This is a genomic window from Kiloniella majae, assembly GCF_002118315.1.
Lineage (GTDB): Bacteria > Pseudomonadota > Alphaproteobacteria > Kiloniellales > Kiloniellaceae > Kiloniella > Kiloniella majae.
Map to the genome: position 1 here is coordinate 1 of NZ_MTSZ01000007.1, position 18,110 is coordinate 18,110.

The 18,110-nt window shown below is 47.1% G+C and carries 19 protein-coding genes and 1 tRNA gene; 3 read left to right on the top strand and 17 right to left on the bottom strand.

What is annotated here, in order from left to right:
• Positions 1-165 precede the first annotated feature (165 nt).
• From BKB51_RS16845 to aroA, 16 genes are all read right to left on the bottom strand, one after another.
• Complete coding sequence (locus BKB51_RS16845; RefSeq protein ID WP_047762706.1) at positions 166-360, bottom strand: 2-hydroxymuconate tautomerase; 195 nt, start codon at positions 358-360, stop codon at positions 166-168.
• A gap of 119 nt (positions 361-479) precedes the next feature.
• Complete coding sequence (locus BKB51_RS16850) at positions 480-1,763, bottom strand: bifunctional folylpolyglutamate synthase/dihydrofolate synthase (RefSeq protein ID WP_085902454.1); 1,284 nt, start codon at positions 1,761-1,763, stop codon at positions 480-482.
• Positions 1,764-1,849: 86 nt separating this feature from the next.
• Complete coding sequence (gene accD / locus BKB51_RS16855; RefSeq protein ID WP_085902291.1) at positions 1,850-2,776, bottom strand: acetyl-CoA carboxylase, carboxyltransferase subunit beta; 927 nt, start codon at positions 2,774-2,776, stop codon at positions 1,850-1,852.
• Between the two features lie 23 nt (positions 2,777-2,799).
• A complete protein-coding gene (gene trpA, locus BKB51_RS16860) occupies positions 2,800-3,630 on the bottom strand; it encodes a tryptophan synthase subunit alpha (protein WP_085902292.1) in 831 nt (276 codons plus the stop codon).
• 12 nt (positions 3,631-3,642) lie between these two features.
• Positions 3,643-4,854, bottom strand: coding sequence for a tryptophan synthase subunit beta (gene trpB / locus BKB51_RS16865; protein ID WP_085902293.1), 1,212 nt, complete (start codon positions 4,852-4,854; stop codon positions 3,643-3,645).
• 87 nt (positions 4,855-4,941) lie between these two features.
• The gene (locus BKB51_RS16870) at positions 4,942-5,823 is read right to left on the bottom strand and encodes a phosphatase PAP2 family protein (RefSeq protein WP_085902294.1); all 882 of its coding nucleotides are present in this window, start codon (positions 5,821-5,823) and stop codon (positions 4,942-4,944) included.
• Positions 5,824-5,836: 13 nt separating this feature from the next.
• Positions 5,837-6,484: a phosphoribosylanthranilate isomerase gene (locus BKB51_RS16875; protein ID WP_085902295.1), complete on the bottom strand. Its 648-nt coding sequence runs from the start codon at positions 6,482-6,484 to the stop codon at positions 5,837-5,839.
• Between the two features lie 44 nt (positions 6,485-6,528).
• Entirely contained in the window at positions 6,529-7,497 is a 969-nt protein-coding gene (locus BKB51_RS16880; protein ID WP_085902296.1) for a hypothetical protein, read from the bottom strand.
• 76 nt (positions 7,498-7,573) lie between these two features.
• On the bottom strand, positions 7,574-8,431 hold the full coding sequence (locus tag BKB51_RS16885) for a hypothetical protein (protein ID WP_085902297.1): 858 nt from the start codon (positions 8,429-8,431) through the stop codon (positions 7,574-7,576).
• 35 nt (positions 8,432-8,466) lie between these two features.
• Positions 8,467-9,174 carry an orotidine-5'-phosphate decarboxylase gene (gene pyrF / locus BKB51_RS16890; protein WP_085902298.1) on the bottom strand — a complete coding sequence of 236 codons (708 nt, stop codon included), beginning with the start codon at positions 9,172-9,174 and terminating at the stop codon, positions 8,467-8,469.
• 131 nt (positions 9,175-9,305) lie between these two features.
• Positions 9,306-10,253, bottom strand: coding sequence for a bifunctional Delta(1)-pyrroline-2-carboxylate/Delta(1)-piperideine-2-carboxylate reductase (lhpI, locus tag BKB51_RS16895; RefSeq protein WP_085902299.1), 948 nt, complete (start codon positions 10,251-10,253; stop codon positions 9,306-9,308).
• Positions 10,254-10,392: 139 nt separating this feature from the next.
• Entirely contained in the window at positions 10,393-10,728 is a 336-nt protein-coding gene (locus tag BKB51_RS16900; RefSeq protein WP_085902300.1) for a lipopolysaccharide assembly protein LapA domain-containing protein, read from the bottom strand.
• A 21-nt stretch (positions 10,729-10,749) separates the two neighbouring features.
• Positions 10,750-11,040 (bottom strand): integration host factor subunit beta, encoded by a 291-nt coding sequence (ihfB, locus tag BKB51_RS16905; protein WP_085902301.1) that lies wholly within the window; start codon positions 11,038-11,040, stop codon positions 10,750-10,752.
• 262 nt (positions 11,041-11,302) lie between these two features.
• Positions 11,303-12,994, bottom strand: a complete 1,692-nt coding sequence (gene rpsA / locus BKB51_RS16910; RefSeq protein ID WP_085902302.1) for a 30S ribosomal protein S1 — start codon at positions 12,992-12,994, stop codon at positions 11,303-11,305.
• Positions 12,995-13,129: 135 nt separating this feature from the next.
• Positions 13,130-13,771, bottom strand: coding sequence for a (d)CMP kinase (cmk, locus tag BKB51_RS16915; protein ID WP_085902303.1), 642 nt, complete (start codon positions 13,769-13,771; stop codon positions 13,130-13,132).
• 78 nt (positions 13,772-13,849) lie between these two features.
• Positions 13,850-15,175: a 3-phosphoshikimate 1-carboxyvinyltransferase gene (aroA, locus tag BKB51_RS16920; RefSeq protein ID WP_085902304.1), complete on the bottom strand. Its 1,326-nt coding sequence runs from the start codon at positions 15,173-15,175 to the stop codon at positions 13,850-13,852.
• A gap of 324 nt (positions 15,176-15,499) precedes the next feature.
• On the opposite strand from aroA, the gene BKB51_RS16925 reads away from it, so the two are divergent.
• Both BKB51_RS16925 and BKB51_RS16930 read left to right on the top strand, forming a co-directional pair.
• Positions 15,500-15,829, top strand: coding sequence for a TIGR02300 family protein (locus BKB51_RS16925; protein WP_085902305.1), 330 nt, complete (start codon positions 15,500-15,502; stop codon positions 15,827-15,829).
• Positions 15,830-15,946: 117 nt separating this feature from the next.
• A tRNA-Ala gene (locus BKB51_RS16930) sits at positions 15,947-16,022 on the top strand.
• A gap of 74 nt (positions 16,023-16,096) precedes the next feature.
• Here BKB51_RS16930 and BKB51_RS16935 read toward each other — a convergent pair.
• Positions 16,097-17,062, bottom strand: a complete 966-nt coding sequence (locus BKB51_RS16935; RefSeq protein ID WP_085902306.1) for a LysR family transcriptional regulator — start codon at positions 17,060-17,062, stop codon at positions 16,097-16,099.
• Positions 17,063-17,265: 203 nt separating this feature from the next.
• Here BKB51_RS16935 and BKB51_RS16940 point away from each other — a divergent pair, with 203 nt between their 5' ends.
• Entirely contained in the window at positions 17,266-18,027 is a 762-nt protein-coding gene (locus BKB51_RS16940; protein ID WP_085902307.1) for a Stf0 family sulfotransferase, read from the top strand.
• The last annotated feature ends 83 nt before the right edge of the window (positions 18,028-18,110 follow it).

Sequence of the window (18,110 nt, forward strand, 5' to 3'; positions counted from 1 at the left end):
AGAACAAGTGCATAAAAAAGCCAGCTGCAAAATGCAGCTGGCTATAACCTAAAAAAACGTCAACGTATTTCAGGACGAGTCAGAATTACCGAAACGCAAACAGGCACACAAGTGGTGTGTTATCTCGGTTATCTGGTTCCAGTAAGGCGCAAGCCGGGTAAAAAATTAATGGTGTACTTTATCAGTGCAGAGAATACCCCCGGCACCCCAGTTTTCTTTATGAACATCGTCGATAACGACATACACCGCTTCGGTATTGCAGCCTGTGATTCGGGCCGTTTCTTCGGTCAGTGTTTTGACCAGAGCACGTTTTTGCTCAAGTGAACGACCTTGGAACATTTCCACACGGATGATCGGCATGGTTTCGTCCTCTTTCTAAGTTGAATCAGAATAGAGGTTTTTAACCAAAAAAGCTAGGCTTCGTCTTGGACAAAGAGTCGCGTCAATGACAACAAGGTATATTATTATCAGGTATCTGGTTAGTGGCTTTCTGCGAGGATATGGCCTGCGAGGTAGAGAGAGCCACAAATTAGAATGCGACCAGGTTCTTCCTGGGCAAGAATTTCTTCAACAGCCTGTTGTGCCGAAGTGCAAGGCTTGGCATCAAAACCGGCTTCAACAGCATGGGCAGCGGCGTCTTCGGCGCTAAGTGAAGCGGCTTCAAAAGGAATTTCAATCGCTCTCAGGCTTGAGCCAAGTGGGGCCAGCGGGCGCAGATAGTCTGTGGCCGCTTTTGTATTGAGCATGCCATAGATGATATGGACCGGCTTGTCCTGCCATGTCTTGAGAATCGTAGCCAAAGCAAGCCCGGCAGATTCGTTGTGACCACCATCAAGCCAAAGCTCACAACTATTGGGCAGGAGGTCGGGTAACAGACCTGTGGTCAGCTTCTGCATACGACCGGGCCAATAGGCTTGGGTCAGGCCTTCTTGAATTCTATCTGTTTGTAAATTAAAAGAATTAGCCAGAATATCTGTGGCAGCCACGGCCAAGGCGGCATTCTCGACTTGATGTTCCCCCAGAAGGTTGGGGTTTGGATAGCGTGTTTCCCCATGACGTCCTTTGAATACAAAATTCTTTTCTGAGGGAACCACAGTCCAATCTTCGCCCTCGATATAGAGTTCGGCACCAACTTCCTCAGCGCGCGCCTTTATGACTGCGAGAGCAGCTTTGGGTTGCTTGCCAACCACACAGGGAACGCCGGACTTGAGGATACCAGCTTTTTCTGCTGCGATTTCCTCAATGGTCTCCCCCAGGAACTGGGTGTGATCAACTGAAATGGGGGTGATGGCGGTCAAAGCTGGTTGTGCGACCATATTGGTCGCATCAAGTCGGCCACCCAAGCCTGTCTCGAGCAAAAGAGCATCTGCCTTGTGACGGCTATAGGCGAGGAATGCTGCAACGGTTGTTACTTCAAAAAAGGTTATGGAATCCGGGCCGTTTACCTTTTCGCACTCTTCAAGGAGTGCAACCAATTCCTCTTCGGAAATCAGCTCCCCTGCAAGCCTGATACGCTCGTGGAATTTTACCAGATGAGGAGAAGTGTAGAGATGAACATCCTTGTTATGTGCTTCCAAAATCGCCCTGAGATAGGCAAGGAAAGATCCTTTGCCATTGGTTCCGGCGACATGAATAACCGGGGGTAACTTTTCTTCCGGATGATCAAGTAAACCCAACAAGCGCTCCACGCGGCTGAGGGATAAATCAATAATTTTGGGATGCAAGAGGCTAAGGCGCTCTAAGACGATATCACTCCGGCGCATGGTCATATCTCTACCTGATAGAAGTTTATTGCTTGGTGCTTACCCCTCCTGTTTAACTTTTGATGTTTAACAGGAGGAAACCCGGCTTATTCAGCCGAGTCGTTCTTTTCAGCGGCTTCTTCTTTTGCTTCCTCAGCACCTTTGAGCGGCAAAATCTCCGCCGAAGGGCCTTTTTGGGTCAAAAGATTGAAAACACGAATAAGTGTTTCACGAAGATCGTGGCGATGAACCACCATATCGACCATGCCATGTTCCAAAAGATACTCGGCAGTCTGGAAACCTTCAGGCAGTTTTTCCCGGATAGTTTCCTCGATTACGCGTTTTCCTGCAAAACCAATATTGGCTTGTGGTTCCGCAATCGCGATATCCCCGAGCATAGCAAAGGAAGCAGAAACACCACCCGTGGTCGGATCGGTTAAAAGAACCACATAGGGAAGCCCGGCATCCTTAACCATATCAACTGCAATGATTGACCGTGGCATTTGCATCAGAGAGAGAATGCCCTCTTGCATACGGGCACCACCAGAAGCCGGGATGACTAGTAAAGGTGCTTCTTGAAGAACGGCGAGTTTTGCGGCTGTCAGAAGTCCTTCGCCAACAGCAGTTCCCATAGATCCGCCCATGTATGAGAAGTTAAAGACAGCGACAACCGTCTGCATGCCACCCATCGTACCGCGGGCAACAAGAATAGCTTCCTTGTCTTCATTTTTTGCATTCGCGTCTTTGATGCGGTCTGTGTATCTTTTCAGATCTTTGAATTTTAGCGGATCAGTAAGGGTCTTGGGTAACTCAACGAGGGTGTAGTCGCCGTCGTCAAAAAGAGTCTCAAGGCGTTTTCTCGCAGAGATCCGCATGTGATGTCCACTGTAGGGACAGACCCAAAGGTTCTTTTCCAATTCCTTTTTGAAAATCATCTGGCCTGTGGCAGGTGATTTTACCCATAGATCATCTGGTGTATCTTTCTGTACCAGCGCACGGATCTTCGGGCGGACGTAGTTGGAAATCCAGTTCATGCTTTCTGCCTTACTTGTTTCAATTAAGTACGGGAACCACGTACACCATCTGCTAGTGTACGTACGTATTCCAGTACTGCTTGGCTGAGGCCAGGTTTCGCCTGGTTGTCATCATCCAAGTTTTCTTTCAATGTATCAATAATTGCGGAACCAACCACAGCGGCATCCGCAACTGTTGCAACGTTAGCGGCTTGTTCGGGTGTCCGAATACCAAAGCCAACGGCAACAGGTAAATCAGTTTCGGCTTTGAGGCGGGCAACTGCGTCGTGGATCGCACTGTCAGACGCGGCGGCAGTACCTGTAATGCCAAGTATGGATACGTAATATACAAAACCACTCGTGTTGTTAAGTACTTTCGGTAATCTACCGCCAACTGTTGTTGGGGTTGTCAGTCGAATAAAGTGTAACCCTTGGTCTAATGTCGGGATACAGAATTCATCATCATGTTCTGGTGGCAGGTCAACAATGATAAACCCGTCGACACCTGCTGTCTTAGCATCGGCTAAAAACTTATCCACACCATAGATGTAAATCGGGTTGTAATATCCCATCAGGATAATTGGTGTATCTTGGTTATCCTGTCTAAAAGCACGCACGAGGTCGAGTGTTTTGCTTAGTGTCATGCCATTGCGCAAAGCCCGCAAACTGGATGCCTGAATAGCAGGGCCATCAGCCATTGGATCGGAAAAGGGCATGCCGAGTTCGATGACATCTGCACCAGCGTCTGGCAGGCCTTTGACAATTTCAAGGCTGGTCTCGAAATCGGGGTCACCCGCAGTCACAAACGTAACGAGGCCGCCTCTGCCTTCTTCCTTCAGGTCCGCGAAACGCTTTTCAAGTCTGGTTTGGCTCATGATATCTTCCCCCTAAATCTCTACGCCGAGTGCTTCGGCAACTGTAAAGATATCTTTGTCACCTCGACCACAGAGGTTCATGAGGATGATTTTGTCTTTATCCATGTCAGGTGCAATTTTGGTCACATGTGCTAATGCGTGTGCAGGTTCCAATGCCGGGATAATCCCCTCAACTTTTGACAACATCTGGAAAGCTTCGAGTGCTTCAGTATCAGAGGCTGATGCATAGTTCACGCGACCAATGTCGTGTAGCCATGAATGCTCTGGGCCAATACCAGGATAGTCGAGACCGGCTGAGATAGAATGGGCATCTTGTATCTGTCCATCATCATCCTGTAACAGGAAGGTTCGGTTTCCATGCAGGACACCGGGCTTACCACCAGTCAACGACGCGGCATGTTTATCGGTTTTAACGCCAAAACCTGCGGCTTCAACGCCTGTGATAGCCACTTCTTTGTCATCAAGGAAGGGATGGAACAGGCCAATTGCATTCGAGCCTCCGCCAATACAGGCGACGAGTTGGTCAGGTAAACGACCTTCGGCTTCGCGCATTTGTTCTTTTGCTTCGCGGCCAATAATGGACTGGAAGTCACGGACCATCACTGGATAAGGGTGAGGCCCAGCGGCAGTACCGATGATATAGAACGTCTCTTCAACATTGGTCACCCAATCACGCAATGCGTCATTCATGGCATCTTTCAGGGTGCCTGTACCACTTTCAACACCGATAACTTCAGCACCGAGCAACTTCATACGAAAGACATTTGGTGCCTGTCGTGCGATGTCCGTTGCGCCCATGTAAACAACACAGGGTAGATTGAAAAGGGCGCAAAACGTTGCCGTTGCAACACCGTGTTGTCCGGCGCCAGTTTCCGCGATAATCCGTTTTTTACCCATACGTCTGGCCAGAAGAATCTGTCCGAGTACGTTGTTTGCTTTGTGCGAACCTGTGTGGTTCAGCTCATCGCGCTTAAAGTAAATTTTTGCTCCACCGAGCTCACGGGTCAGGCGTTCTGCAAAATAAAGCGGGCTTGGGCGACCAACATAATGTTTGGCGTAATAGTCATAATCTTTTTGAAATGAAGGATCAGCCTTGGCTGCGTCGTAGGCTTTTTCGACTTCGAGAATAAGCGGCATCAATGTTTCAGCGACATAGCGACCGCCAAAAATACCAAAATGCCCGCGCTCGTCAGGGCCGTTCATATAAGAATTAGGTGTTGTCATATCTACTCTGCAACCTTATCGGATCTCTATGATCTATCTTGGGCGGACTTTGCCTGAAAAGCCTCTCTCCTGCAAGGGATGCGATGCTTAGATCTTTAATATCTTGAAAAGAAAAGGTGCTCCATAACTGGACCATAATCCGGCAAGGGTACCAACGAGGAAGGTAAGGATTAAAATAAGCTCTATTTCTTTCCCCGGTGCAATGTCGATTAAAAGTGCCAAGGGCGGCAAGCCAAGCAAAGGCCGGAGAGAAAGTTTTATCTTATTTGTAGGTTTTGGCGGGTATTTCCCATCCAAAAGTGCAAGACCGATAAGCCAACCGAACAAAAGGCCGGGAACTATGATGATATTATCTGCTTTGACAGGACGCAGAGGATGTCCTGCGTTTTCAACCCAAATTGCAGGAACAATTTGCTGTCCGGCATTGGATGCTGACCATAGACCAGCGCCCATTAAAATGGCACAAAAAGCGAAAGAACCCGATACGCGGATGATCAAGGTGCTTTTTTGCCAGCATCGAGAGACAGGTTTTTCCAACAAAAATATAGAAATGAGGAGGAAAACACCAATAGTCCAGCCTGTAAGGACCTGTTCCATACTGTGAACATTACCGGCAACCCTTGTCCAACCCGTTAGAATAACTATCGCTGCTGCGAGAAAATAGGCCCAACGTCGCTTCGAAGATTTTGCGAGAATACCATAAAAAAGTGGTGGTGTTTGCGCGTGTCCAGAAGGCATGCCGTAAGAGGTGCTTTTTTCAATCGCCAGAAGATCCGGATTCAACCAATAAGGACGCGGTTGCGCAAAGGCCATTTTGAGCGTTTGTTGGATCGAGCTTGAAAGGCAGAGGGCAAACCATAGGCGGGTGCCTAATCTGGGGCAGATAATCCAATAGATGCAGACTGTCGCAACGATAAAAAGCTGGATCTCACCAAAGTGAGTTAAAACCGCGACGACAGAATCTGGCATTATGTATTCCGCCTCAAGTATTTTTGGCTTTGGATGTAAAGCCAAGAATTTTTTCGACTGATTTCAGACCAGGTTGATCTTCTACTCCGGAAGACACATCAACAGCCGGCGCACCGGAAATTTGAATGGCATCTTTCACATTATCGCAATTCAATCCACCAGCAAGCATCCATGAGCGCTTCCAGCTTTTCCCGGCGAGTAAACGCCAGTCAAAGGAAATGGCATTACCACCTGGTAACGCATTTTTCAGGTCTTTTGGCGGCTTGGCATCAAACAATAGTCGATCAGAAACTTCTTCAAAAACAGAGACTGTCTCAAAATCCTTCTGTTCTGAAATTTTAATAACTTTCATGACTTCAAGGCCAAAGTTACGTTTGATCTCGGCAACACGGTCCGGTGTTTCGCTGCCGTGGAGTTGCAAAATATCCAAAGGAACCTGTTCTGTTATCAGGCGAATGTCATCGTCACTGGCATTAACAAGTAATCCAACCTTCTTAATCTCGGACTTCACCTGTTTTGCAAGGGCTGCGGCCTGTTCGACAGAAACATTGCGTGGGCTTTTGGGGAAAAAGACAAAGCCAAGATATTCCGCACCAGCTTCCTGTGCTGCGTTCAGAGCATCGTTACTGTTTATTCCACAAATTTTAACTTCTGTTGCCAAGGGGCTATCTCACTATTTTGTTAAAGGGTATAATCCCCATTTTCTTACGCAAAGCGCTCTGTAATCTCTTCGGTGCTTTGCCAGCCAGTATTGGTCGCAAAACAATAGTTGTGCATGTTAATAAATGGAATCATTGCGAGTAAAGACAAGATTGTGACTCCAAAGTATAGGGGAATAATGAACAAAAGTGTTGATGTCGACGTCAAGATCGTTGCGGGGTTATTCGTTTGAAGAATATCACTTGAAGAAAACAGGGCGATAGAAAAAACGCCTGCCGCAATTGATATGATAATACCGACCGCAAAACTCATAACAAAATATAGGACAAAGAAGGCCAAAAAGATTTGTAATCCCTGCTTTCTGGTATGTGCCCAGCTCATCGAAAAACTATAAGACTGATCTAGTGCCGTAGCTGGAAACACATAAGAAAGCTTCAAAACAACTGTGCTAAACAAAGCCATGAGTAGTAGCATAATAGGGAATATAAGAAATATCATTCCCCCGATCATAGAGGGAGAGTAGTTTTCAGTCTGCAATGAGAAGCTTTCTAAGCCGAAGAAGAGTATAAAGCCTACAATTACAAAAAGTGCTATAACGACGATAAAGGCTATATAGCTGCCAATACCCAATAACAGTCCTTTTCCTGCAAGCAGAAAGTGTCTTTTGTTTAGCTTGAGGAAAAGCGTTGTTGAAACTGAATCCTCGTCTAAAAAAGTAAAACGAACCCAAGCGGCGTAAAATTGAAAGAAAATAAGCGAAGCCACGAGTAGAAAAAGTATTTGAACAACAAAAAACAGTGGGGAAATTTCTGTTTCTAACGATGTGCTATCGGGTGCAAGCACAGAAATTAAGTATGTGCTAATAGCCATTATGACGAGCAAGGAAATGGTTGGTAAAAGAGTAAATTTTACAGCCGTTTTAAAGTTAGAAAATAGAGGTTCAAAAGCCATGTTCATAGCCTCGCCAAACCTAATCTTTTCGACAGGATGTTGAGAGATTTGCTCTAATGTCACGTGAATACCCTTTATCTGTTTATGCTATTTAGTAGCAATCATAGATAAATTTGCAAGCCATACTGGCTTCAGTAGATTAACTTACCTCTTCGTCTGCGGATGATGATGAAGCTTCCGGAACCCACCCCGTGCAGCCTTTGAAGGCTATGGAGAGCATCGAAATCACGGCGGCGGTTGGCAAATAAGTTACAGCAAGAATGATGAGCTGTAGAAAGAAAAAAGCTGGTCCGTTGTTTTGAATAAAACTCAGGATGTTAAAATTAGCTGCATCTTCTGGTGTTGTGGGCATGCCCGTGAATAAGCTTCCAAAAGCGAACATTGCGATAAGGAGCATTAATAAACCAAAGGGAATTGTGAGCATCAGGAAGGCAGCAACAATGCGCCACCCCTGTTTGTCTGTATGTTTCCAGCTTGTATCCAGTGTGTATTTTTCACCGACAGCGGTGGCGGGAAGGATAAAGGATAATCTTGCCACGACATATAGCATCACAACTATTAGTCCCAAGAATAGAAAAGGAACAAGTGTCGGGATCGCTGCGCCTATGGTCAGAACGGGTAAGGTGCCAATCAAACTCATGCCATAAAAGATGGCGAGTAGAATTATGATTTTGAGAAGAAACTGCCAATGCACCCGGTTCCAACTTGTAATTGAAGTGGATTCTGGTGCTTGTAGATTTAATAAAGTCCGGCGATGCCAGGCAACTGCAAATAGAGTATGGGGGATATAGGCAAGGATGCTCAGTATCCAGCTTGATAGCGCGTTGCCGAGGGATGGGATCGACAATGCCGTTATGAGGGCAGAGAGAAGGAAGGGGAACAAAGCCATTTGTACTAGCGCGGGCAAATTCCCCATAACCGTTTTAATGGCAAGACTGCTAACAGTTTTAACCGGAATGTCATGAACGGCTTGTTCTGGAGGAATCTGGGATACCATACTTTACTTTCCGGCTTTGTTTCCGGCCTTCTGATTTAGTTTAATTCGTCAACAATTCTGCGTGCGGCGGCAACAGGGTCTTCAGCGCCAGTGATCGGGCGGCCAATGACAAGGTAATCCGCACCAGCTTCAATGGCATCGCGTGGTGTCATGATTCGTTTTTGATCGCCTGCACTTGCCCATGTAGGTCTTATGCCGGGAACAACAAGTTTAAAATCAGGTCCGCAGGCCTTACGAAGCAGTTTAATTTCCTTTGAAGAGCAGACCACGCCATCAATGCCGCTTTCTTTTGCGAGCAGAGCAAGGCGTTCTACCTGTTCCGCTGCGGGGCCTTGTTGGCCGACGTCTGATAGATCGCTATCATCCATGCTTGTCAGAACAGTAACCGCCAATACGATCGGACGAGGAATGCCAAGATCTTCGGATGTTTCTCGTGCGGCTTCTACTGCGGCCTGCATCATCGCTTTGCCACCTGATGCGTGTACATTCACCATAAAGGGACGCATGTGCAGAGAAGACCGGATCGCTCCGGCAACAGTATTAGGGATGTCATGAAATTTCAGGTCGACAAAAAGAGGTTCGCCGCCCACGGCACCTCTGACCGCATTGGGGCCTTGAGCTGTAAAAAGCTCTTTGCCGATTTTAATGCCGCCGACTTCACCAGAGAGTGCTTTCGCGAGCTCTGTTGCTTTATTGATATCCGGGGTGTCAATGGCAACAAAGATACGTTCTTTCGGGGTCATATTCCGATCTCCAGTCAAGGTTATTAATCGGAGCCCATTCCTAACAGAGGTAATCGCATTGGTCACCCCTGTTTCTCGAATAGTTTACATCAAAAGGTGATTAATTCGTCGGGACTGAGCCTGATATTGTCTTATGCGTTATTAATGCGCTTATCGACCAGCTGCGCGGCGGCTAAATCTTCTAACGCATGGCCAACGGATTTGAAATAAGTGATCTCTTCTTCAGAGCTTCGACCAGTATGCTTTCCTTGGGTAAGTTCGAAGAGGTCTGCTTTGATGTCTTCTTTGCTCAAAACACCACTTTGTAGCGGAATAACAATATCCCCACCTTCTTTTGTCGCACCCGCGTGGGTATCGACGAATATGCTACAACGTTTAATGGCTTCGTCATCAGCTTCGCGCATGTCAGGGCGATAGGCCCCGACGAGATCAAGGTGCTGACCGGGTTGTAGCCAATTTCCTGAAATAAGGGGTGCCTTGCTGAGAGTTGCGCTGGAAATGATATCTGCTGTGCCCACAGCTTTCTCCAGATTTTCTTCTGCGCGGGCAGTGAAACCGAGGCTGTTCATTTCCTGTGCAAGATCGTTCGCTTTTTTTAAGTCTCGGCCCCAGATTGTGACGTCTTTTATGGGGCGTACTGCTGCATGTGCCTGTATAAGGTTTGGTGCGAGCACGCCTGTCCCTACCATTGTCAGCTTTGTGCTGTCTGGTCGGGCTAGATAGGACGTTGCCAGCGCCGATGCTGCGGCCGTGCGGCGTGCGGTGAGGGTTTTTGCTTCTATAAGAGCTTTAGGGGTTCCGGTATCACCATCAAACAGAATGTAGATGCCTTGGATCGCTGGTAGATCCTTTTCGCCGTTTTCCGGGCTGACCGTTACAAGCTTCACCCCGACGGATTTGCCGGATTCCCAGGCTGGCATTAGCAAGAGTGTGGACTCTCTTCGACCATTGGGCTGTTCCATATCGTGATGATGGCGCATGGGAACGGTTATGTTGCTCTGAAAAGCTTCTCTTAAGGCTTCTACAAGAGAAGGATAATCCAGACTTTCTGCAACCTGTTCAGCTGTGATGTTTTGCACGTTGGGTCCCCTGACTAATCATGTATTCGAATATTTTATACAATGTTGATTAATCAAGTTCCAGCATTAACCTAACAGAGTCCAGGTAATAGAAAGTGATGCTGATTTACGACTGTCTTAACAGTGGTCTTGGGACGTCTTATGAAGCTTCTTTGACCGCAAGTGAAGTCGATACTTCTTTCTCTTGCAGCTTTTTGAGTTCCGCGCGCTCGAACGAGAGGTCGCGCTGCAGGTCCAGCACTTTCCATTCGGCCGCTTTTGCACGTCTTCTCGTTGCTGCGCTGGAAAGCCAGGCAATAAGGGCGCCAGCCAAAATACCGAGGCCGACAGAGATCAGAATAATGAGATAAAGAGGGTAATCAAACTGGAGCCCGAAAGGCCATATCTCTAGCGTGACATCCTGACGGTTGTTGACCGCCAAAAGTAGGATGACCAGCGTAATGGGGGCTGTGAGTACCCAGCTAAATCTTTTCACTTATCTCTAACCATATTCTAATTAGCTATCCACACCATTATTCAGGCGTTCGCGAAGTTGTTTGCCTGTTTTGAAAAATGGAATGTGCTTTGAATCAACTTCGACTGATTCACCTGTGCGCGGATTGCGGCCGACACGGGCATCACGATGCTTGACGGAAAAAGCTCCGAAACCGCGGAGTTCGACCCGATTGCCGTCTGCGAGAGCGTTTGAGATTTCGTCAAAGATAGTTGTGACGATTCTTTCAACGTCCCGATGATAGAGGTGGGGGTTTTGCTCTGCGATATGCTGAATGAGCTCTGACTTGGTCATGCCTTACGTCTCCCTGTAGCTGTTACCGAAGTAGTTCAAATACCCGCCTCTAGTACCTCGGATTACCCGGCGTTTGATTTTAACTCTAAGCTTTTCTTGCCGTAATTTTAGTCCTGTTCCCCTAAAGGGTGCCAGAGCCTGAAAAATCCGTCAAGTCTAAGTCATTAAGAATAAAGCATTTCCCATATAAAAAAGCATTTTAGATACAAAAAAGGCCCGGTGAGTGAACACCGGGCCTTTTTTTTGAACCGAAAAAATCGGTTTATTTTTTGTCTTCAGCAGCTTTGGAGAGAGCTTCGCCGAGAATATCGCCGAGGCTAGCGCCGGAGTCTGTTGAACCGTAATCAGCCATTGCCTGTTTCTCTTCAGCAGCTTCGTGCTGTTTGATAGACAGAGCAATTTTTCGTGATTTGGAATCGATGTTTGTGATACGTGCGTCGATTTTTTCGCCAACTGCGAAACGATCTGTACGCTGTTCACTACGCTCACGTGAAAGTTCAGTTTTGCGGATTGTGCCAGTAGCACCATCAGCGATTTGAACTTCAAGAGCGCCATCTGTAACGGCTGTAATAGTACAGGTAACAACAACACCTTTTTTCAGGCCTTCAACTGAACCTGCGAAAGGATCATCGCTGAGCTGTTTAATGCCAAGGCTGATGCGTTCTTTATCAACGTCAACGTCGAGAACTTTAACCTTAACCATGTCACCTTTGTTGTATTCTTTAACAGCTTCGTCACCGGAAAGTTCCCAGTTCAGATCTGACAGGTGAACCATGCCGTCGATTTCGCCGGGAAGACCAACAAACAGACCGAATTCGGTGATGTTTTTGATTTCGCCTTCAAGCTCGGATTCGGCAGGGTGATTCGCCTGGAATGACTCCCACGGGTTGGAAGAACACTGTTTCAGGCCAAGGCTGATGCGACGCTTTGATTCGTCAACATCAAGAACCATAACTTCAACTTCCTGGCTCGTAGAAACGATTTTGCCAGGGTGGATGTTTTTCTTGGTCCAGGACATTTCAGAAACGTGAACAAGACCTTCGATACCAGCTTCCAGCTCAACAAAGGCACCGTAGTCAGTGATGTTGGTCACGCGACCTTCAAGTTTCGCACCCATTGGGTATTTAGCTGCAACGCCATCCCATGGATCAGTCTCAAGCTGTTTCATGCCAAGGCTGATACGCTGTGTTTCAGCGTTGAAGCGGATAACCTGAACATCAACCTGCTGGCCGATTGTCAGTTTTTCGCTTGGGTGGTTGATACGTTTCCAGGAAATGTCAGTAACGTGCAACAGACCGTCAACACCACCAAGATCAACGAAGGCACCGTAATCAGTGATGTTTTTAACAACACCCTGAAGAACCTGACCTTCATTAAGGTTCTGGATAAGCTCTGAACGTTGCTCTGCACGAGTTTCTTCCAGAACAGCACGACGTGAAACAACGATGTTACCACGTGCACGATCCATTTTCAGGATCTGGAATGGCTGTGCATTGCCCATCAATGGGGAAACGTCACGAACTGGGCGGATGTCAACCTGGCTGCCTGGCAAGAATGCCACGGCGCCGGAAAGATCAACAGTGAAGCCACCTTTAACGCGACCAAAGATAACGCCGTTAACGCGCTCATTGTCGCCAAAGGATTTTTCGAGCTGTGTCCAGGCTTCTTCACGCTTAGCTTTATCACGGGAGATCATAACGTCCCCGTTTTTGCTTTCCATGCGCTCGAGGTAAACTTCTACCTCATCCCCGACTTTAACTTCGGGAGCCTGACCAGCGTCAGCAAATTCTTTAAGTGCAACTCGGCCCTCAGATTTGAGGCCTACATCAACAAGGGCAACGTCGCCTTCGATGGCAACGATCATGCCTTTAAGTACATTACCTTCCAGACGATCGGATTGACCGAGGGATTCGTCTAGTAGGTCGGCAAAGCTTTCAACAGCTGCTTCAGCCATGGGTTAATATTCCTTTCAAAAGGTTCGCACTATACAGGCCGGCCGGTTTTTCCGGCGGTCTACCCAGGACCATCCCGGGCTAGTAAAACTATACTGAGAAAAACACGTCAGACACCTGATCAAGATGTCTTGCTTTTAAAGAGAAAGGCGCTCGCTGACGAGTGACTTTGCAACTTCAAAAGCCTTATTGGCATCCATATCGCTGGTATCCAGAGTGACCGCATCTTCAGCTGCCCGTAAGGGAGCTGTGTCACGATTACGATCCCGTTCATCACGTTCACGCAAATCTTCCAGTACGCGGGCGTATATAGACTCATCGCCGCGATCAAGCAACTCTTTATGTCTGCGCTTGGCGCGGACTTCCGGCGTTGCAGAGATGAAGAGCTTGATTTCTGCGTCCGGACAGACAACGGTGCCGATATCTCTTCCATCCAGAACAGCACCTAAGTGATTGTTTGGTGGTGTTTTTGCAAAGTTGCGCTGAAATTCCAGTAGAGATTTTCGCACTTCCTGATTGGCGGCAACGATAGACGCAGCCTGGCCAACTTTTTCATCGCGAAGGTCGCTGCGATTGATATCGTCCGCGGTAAAGCCATCTGCAACCTTTGCGGCAACGACGGAGTCGTTTGGGTCACTTCCCCGTTCTAAAATGAGGGATGCGACCGCTCTGTAGAGAGAACCAGTGTCCAAATAGGCAAAGTTCATTGTGGCGGCGAGACGCCGCGCCAGAGTTCCCTTACCAGAGGCAACAGGACCATCAATAGCGATAACAGGCAAAGTCTTTTCCTTTTAGTCCAGCCGATAGTTCCAGCCGATAGTTATTGTGTCAGTATACGGTTGTTTTGGGTAATAAAACTAACCGATTTGAGCACCCAAGCCGTTCATCAACTTGGCAAAGTCAGGGAAGCTGGTGTCGATTGCATCAGCATCCAGAACCTTTACAGGTTCTTTTGCCGCCATTCCCATGACAAGGAAGCTCATGGCAATGCGGTGATCAAAGTGCGTTGTGATCGTTCCGCCGCCCTGTATTCCAGCGGGTGACCCTTCAACGATTAGGTAGTCATTGCCTTCTTCACAGGTAACACCACAGGCTTTGAGGCCATTGGCAACGGCTGAAAGACGATCGCTTTCTTTGACCCGGAGTTCGCCAAGTCCTTCCATGATGGTTTTCCCTTCTGCAAAAGAAGCGGCAATTGCCAGAATAGGATATTCATCAATCATAGAGGGCGCGCGCTCTGCCGGAACGGTGATACCTTTGAGTTTGCTGGCGCGGACAACGAGATCTGCGACGGGCTCACCTGCTTCAGTACGTTCGTTCTCAAGGGTGATATCAGCACCCATTTCTTTCAGGGTGATATAAATACCGTTGCGATGCGGGTTCATACCTATACCGGGAAGGCGAAGCTCAGAGCCTTCGTTGATCAAGGCTGCAACGGTTGGAAAGGCCGCTGATGACGGATCAGAAGGAACGTGCACATCGGCAGCTTTGAGTTCCGGTTGGCCTATGATGGTTGTTTCCCGACCTTCTTCTGTCTGGATGACACGAACCTCGGCCCCGAAGTGGCGGAGCATAAGCTCAGTATGATCGCGGGTATGTTCGGTCTCAATAACCGTTGTTTCCCCCGGGGTATTCAGCCCGGCAAGCAGAATGCAGGATTTCACCTGAGCGGACGCCATAGGTAATTTATAACGGATCGGCATGGGCGTCTCGGCGCCCTGTACCATCAGGGGAAGACGTTGACCGGATCGGCAATGAACCTGCGTACCCATTTCAGCCAATGGATTGGCAACACGCCCCATCGGACGTTTTCTGAGCGAGGCATCCCCGGTCATGAAGGTGGTAATGGGGTGGCTTCCCAGAATTCCCATAAGTAGTCTGGCAGATGTCCCTGAATTTCCCATGTCCAAAACGTCTTCAGGTTCGCAAAGACCACCGATGCCACGTCCTTCAATATGCCAGACGCCTTGGTCATCCCGTTCAACATGAGCCCCCAGAGCACGCATGGCTTTGGCGGTCGCCAGCACATCTTCGCCTTCCAGCATGCCAAAGACGTTGGTTTTCCCGATGGCGAGCGCCCCAAACATGAGGGATCTATGTGAGATAGATTTGTCGCCGGGAACTTTAACCGTGCCTTTGAGTGAAGAACTTGGGGTTGAAGACAGAGAATTATCGCTGGTCATTAATGTATTCCGTGTTTCGTAGTTCAGATTCGTTGTGATTTTCAGCCACGAATCTGTGGTGTGTTCAAGGCTTGGTTCGGTTTTTCCGTCACAGGACCTGAAAGTGCAGCCTGATCCTGAAGGATTGTTTCGGATTTCTTTTATAGAGGAAAACAGTCTTTTACCAGTGCTTGAGCATGACAAAGAGGGCAAGAGGCAAAATTTTTTCTCAATATTTAAATTGTCATTCACCCTTTATTGACAGTCTGTGGCGATCATGGCATTTGCAGTTTTTTCGAAAGCCATTGTGTGGTTGTTGCAAAATTCTAGTTGGAGGGTCTGGCTGTGAGTAAGCCGGAATGGGGTAGCAAACGTACCTGTCTAAGCTGTAAGGCAAAATTTTACGATTTTCTGAAATCACCAATCGTGTGTCCTAAGTGTGGGACTGAATTGGATTTGAGCGCTAAGTCAAGCCAACCTAAGCAATCTGCTAAGGCGCAGGATGAAGAAGCAACTGAAGTGCAGGATGTTGATCTGGAAACATCTGATAATGTTGTGGACTTCCCGGACGAGGAAGAGTTGCTTCATATCGATGACGGTGATGATCTGGATCCTGATGATGACGAAGATCTTCAGAGTGTAAGTGGTGGCGCTGGCGGTATCAGCGACGACTAAGCCGGTTAAATTCTGACAGCAAGCGTGCTTTTCTTTTCGCAAGGAAAAATTTTTCTTGCCAAGGAGGAAAAGACAACATATTTTCCGCCGCATCAGCTGCTTCGCGGCGGATAAATTGGGGCCATAGCTCAGCTGGGAGAGCGCTTCGCTGGCAGCGAAGAGGTCAGGAGTTCGATCCTCCTTGGCTCCACCATCAAAACCCATCGCCTAAAGCGATGGGTTTTGTTATTTTCAAGACAAACTTTTTATAAAACTGTCTTACTCTTCCTAAACAATATCCAATAGTTTCTCGGTTGGTTGATCGCTGTCCATGCGCCATTTCCCGCCTCTGGCAGGGATGATGCCGTCCAGATTGATAATGGTGGAGAGCATTCGGTCGATAAATACTTCGGCGCGTCTGGTCAAAGATTGACGTGAAGGGTAGAGCAGATAAATAGGTTTGGAAGGAACGGTGTATGCTGGTAATACGCGTTCCAGTTTACCTTCTGCCAGTTGCTCTTTTATTAGCAGGTAGGGAAGCTTTGTATAGCCGATTCCTCTATTCAGGGCGTTGAGGATGACATCGGGATTATCAAAGGTATAGTTTGACTGTACTTCTGCCAGATATTCCTGTTGGTCTTTTTTGACGATTTGCTTGGTTACTTTTTTTTCGTCCCGGTATTGGATCATCGGAATATTAACCAGATCCTCTGGCCTTTGGGGACGTCCGTAGCGATCCAGAAAGTCAGGTGTTGCAACAAGCATTAGTTGTAGATCACCAATCTTGCGGGCCAGAGCATCAGATTTTCCAAGTGATCCTACACGAACGGCCAAATCAATTCGATCCTTCACAAGATCGGCAAGTTGGTCACTGAGCTTTAAGGATATATTGAGCTCAGGATACTGGCTTTGGAGTTCAAAAACGATCGGTGCGACGAGGCTTTGCCCGATTGCCAAAGGTGCTGTAATTCGAAGTGGCCCCGTGAGGCTTTCGTCCAGATTTTTCAGCTCTTCATGCAGTTTGTTTACTTGGCTGAGGATGTTATCCGCGTTGTTGTAAACGACTAACCCTGCTTCAGTTGGTTTTACGCCTCGGGATGTTCTGAACAGCAGTTCTTTCTGAAGAATACTTTCCAGTAATGTAATCTGTTGGCTAACCGCGGGCTGGCTAATGTTCAATACCTTAGCTGCGCCCGAGAGTGAGCCTTTGTCTATGGACGTCATAAAGGTCTGAAAAAGTTGTAGGCGATCCATTTATTTGACCTTTTGATTTCACAATTACTTGGCACTAGTACGTGGATTTGTTCTACACGGTTGTGTTGAAATACTACGCTATGCGCGCTTATCATAAGTGCATGAGTTATAAAATGTATTTAAGGTGAAAATTGTTCATTCAATTAATGTAAGGGCAGACGCTATGAGATTCTATAGATTATTTATATCAGGAGCTGTTCTCCATGATTAAATATCAGTCTTACATTATCTGTACGAGTCCCAGAAGTGGTAGCACGTTACTTTGTAAGCTACTTACTGCAACGGGGAAAACTGGAAATCCGAACTCTCATTTCCATGTGCCTGAGATTGCTTCGTGGATAAAGGATTATGGGATCTTAGTCGAAAATTATGAATCTGAACAAGATATATTGATGGCTATATTTACTGCTGCAAAAAAGCGAGGTACCAGTTTGTCAGATTTGTTTGGGCTTCGGTTACAAAGAGGTAGCTTTCTTTTTTTTATGGAAAAAATGAAGGTTTTATACCCGGGACTATCAAGTGATTTAAAGAGAATCAAAACTGCCTTTGGAAACACACTCTTTATTTATCTAACGCGTGAGAATAAACTTGATCAGGCAGTATCATTTGTTAAGGCAGAGCAAACAGGACTTTGGCACTTAGCCCCAGATGGAACTGAACTGGAGCGCCTTTCTGAACCTCAGCCTATCTTCTATGATGAAATTGAAATTAAGCGTCGTTTTGATGAGTTCACTTTATTTGATCAAGAGTGGAAATTCTGGTTTGAGAAAGAGGGTATAGAGCCTTTGAAGGTAACTTATGACGAATTATCGGTAAATCCCAAGGCTGTCTTATCTGAAATTTTGATTAAGTTGGGTGTGGGTCAGAGCATGGTAAAGGGAATTGATGTCCCTGTTGCTAAACTTGCTGATGGTATCAATCAGGAATGGACTGAACTCTTTCTTCGTAGGGGTAAGTATTCATAAAAAGTGTACTCATGTTGAAAGTTATTGTTATTCACTTGATATAAGTAATGCTTATACAAGGTATAGGCATAAAGCCTCTCCCG

Excerpts from the sequence above, each read along its gene's own strand:
- accD (WP_085902291.1), bottom strand. The coding sequence starts at position 2,776 with ATGAACTGGATTTCCAACTACGTCCGCCCGAAGATCCGTGCGCTGGTA.
- trpA (WP_085902292.1), bottom strand. The coding sequence starts at position 3,630 with ATGAGCCAAACCAGACTTGAAAAGCGTTTCGCGGACCTGAAGGAAGAA.
- aroA (WP_085902304.1), bottom strand. The coding sequence starts at position 15,175 with ATGACCAGCGATAATTCTCTGTCTTCAACCCCAAGTTCTTCACTCAAA.
- BKB51_RS16850 (WP_085902454.1), bottom strand. The coding sequence starts at position 1,763 with ATGCGCCGGAGTGATATCGTCTTAGAGCGCCTTAGCCTCTTGCATCCC.
- trpB (WP_085902293.1), bottom strand. The coding sequence starts at position 4,854 with ATGACAACACCTAATTCTTATATGAACGGCCCTGACGAGCGCGGGCAT.
- ihfB (WP_085902301.1), bottom strand. The coding sequence starts at position 11,040 with ATGACCAAGTCAGAGCTCATTCAGCATATCGCAGAGCAAAACCCCCAC.
- BKB51_RS16870 (WP_085902294.1), bottom strand. The coding sequence starts at position 5,823 with ATGCCAGATTCTGTCGTCGCGGTTTTAACTCACTTTGGTGAGATCCAG.
- BKB51_RS16885 (WP_085902297.1), bottom strand. The coding sequence starts at position 8,431 with ATGGTATCCCAGATTCCTCCAGAACAAGCCGTTCATGACATTCCGGTT.
- pyrF (WP_085902298.1), bottom strand. The coding sequence starts at position 9,174 with ATGACCCCGAAAGAACGTATCTTTGTTGCCATTGACACCCCGGATATC.
- BKB51_RS16940 (WP_085902307.1), top strand. The coding sequence starts at position 17,266 with ATGATTAAATATCAGTCTTACATTATCTGTACGAGTCCCAGAAGTGGT.
- BKB51_RS16845 (WP_047762706.1), bottom strand. The coding sequence starts at position 360 with ATGCCGATCATCCGTGTGGAAATGTTCCAAGGTCGTTCACTTGAGCAA.
- BKB51_RS16935 (WP_085902306.1), bottom strand. The coding sequence starts at position 17,062 with ATGGATCGCCTACAACTTTTTCAGACCTTTATGACGTCCATAGACAAA.
- rpsA (WP_085902302.1), bottom strand. The coding sequence starts at position 12,994 with ATGGCTGAAGCAGCTGTTGAAAGCTTTGCCGACCTACTAGACGAATCC.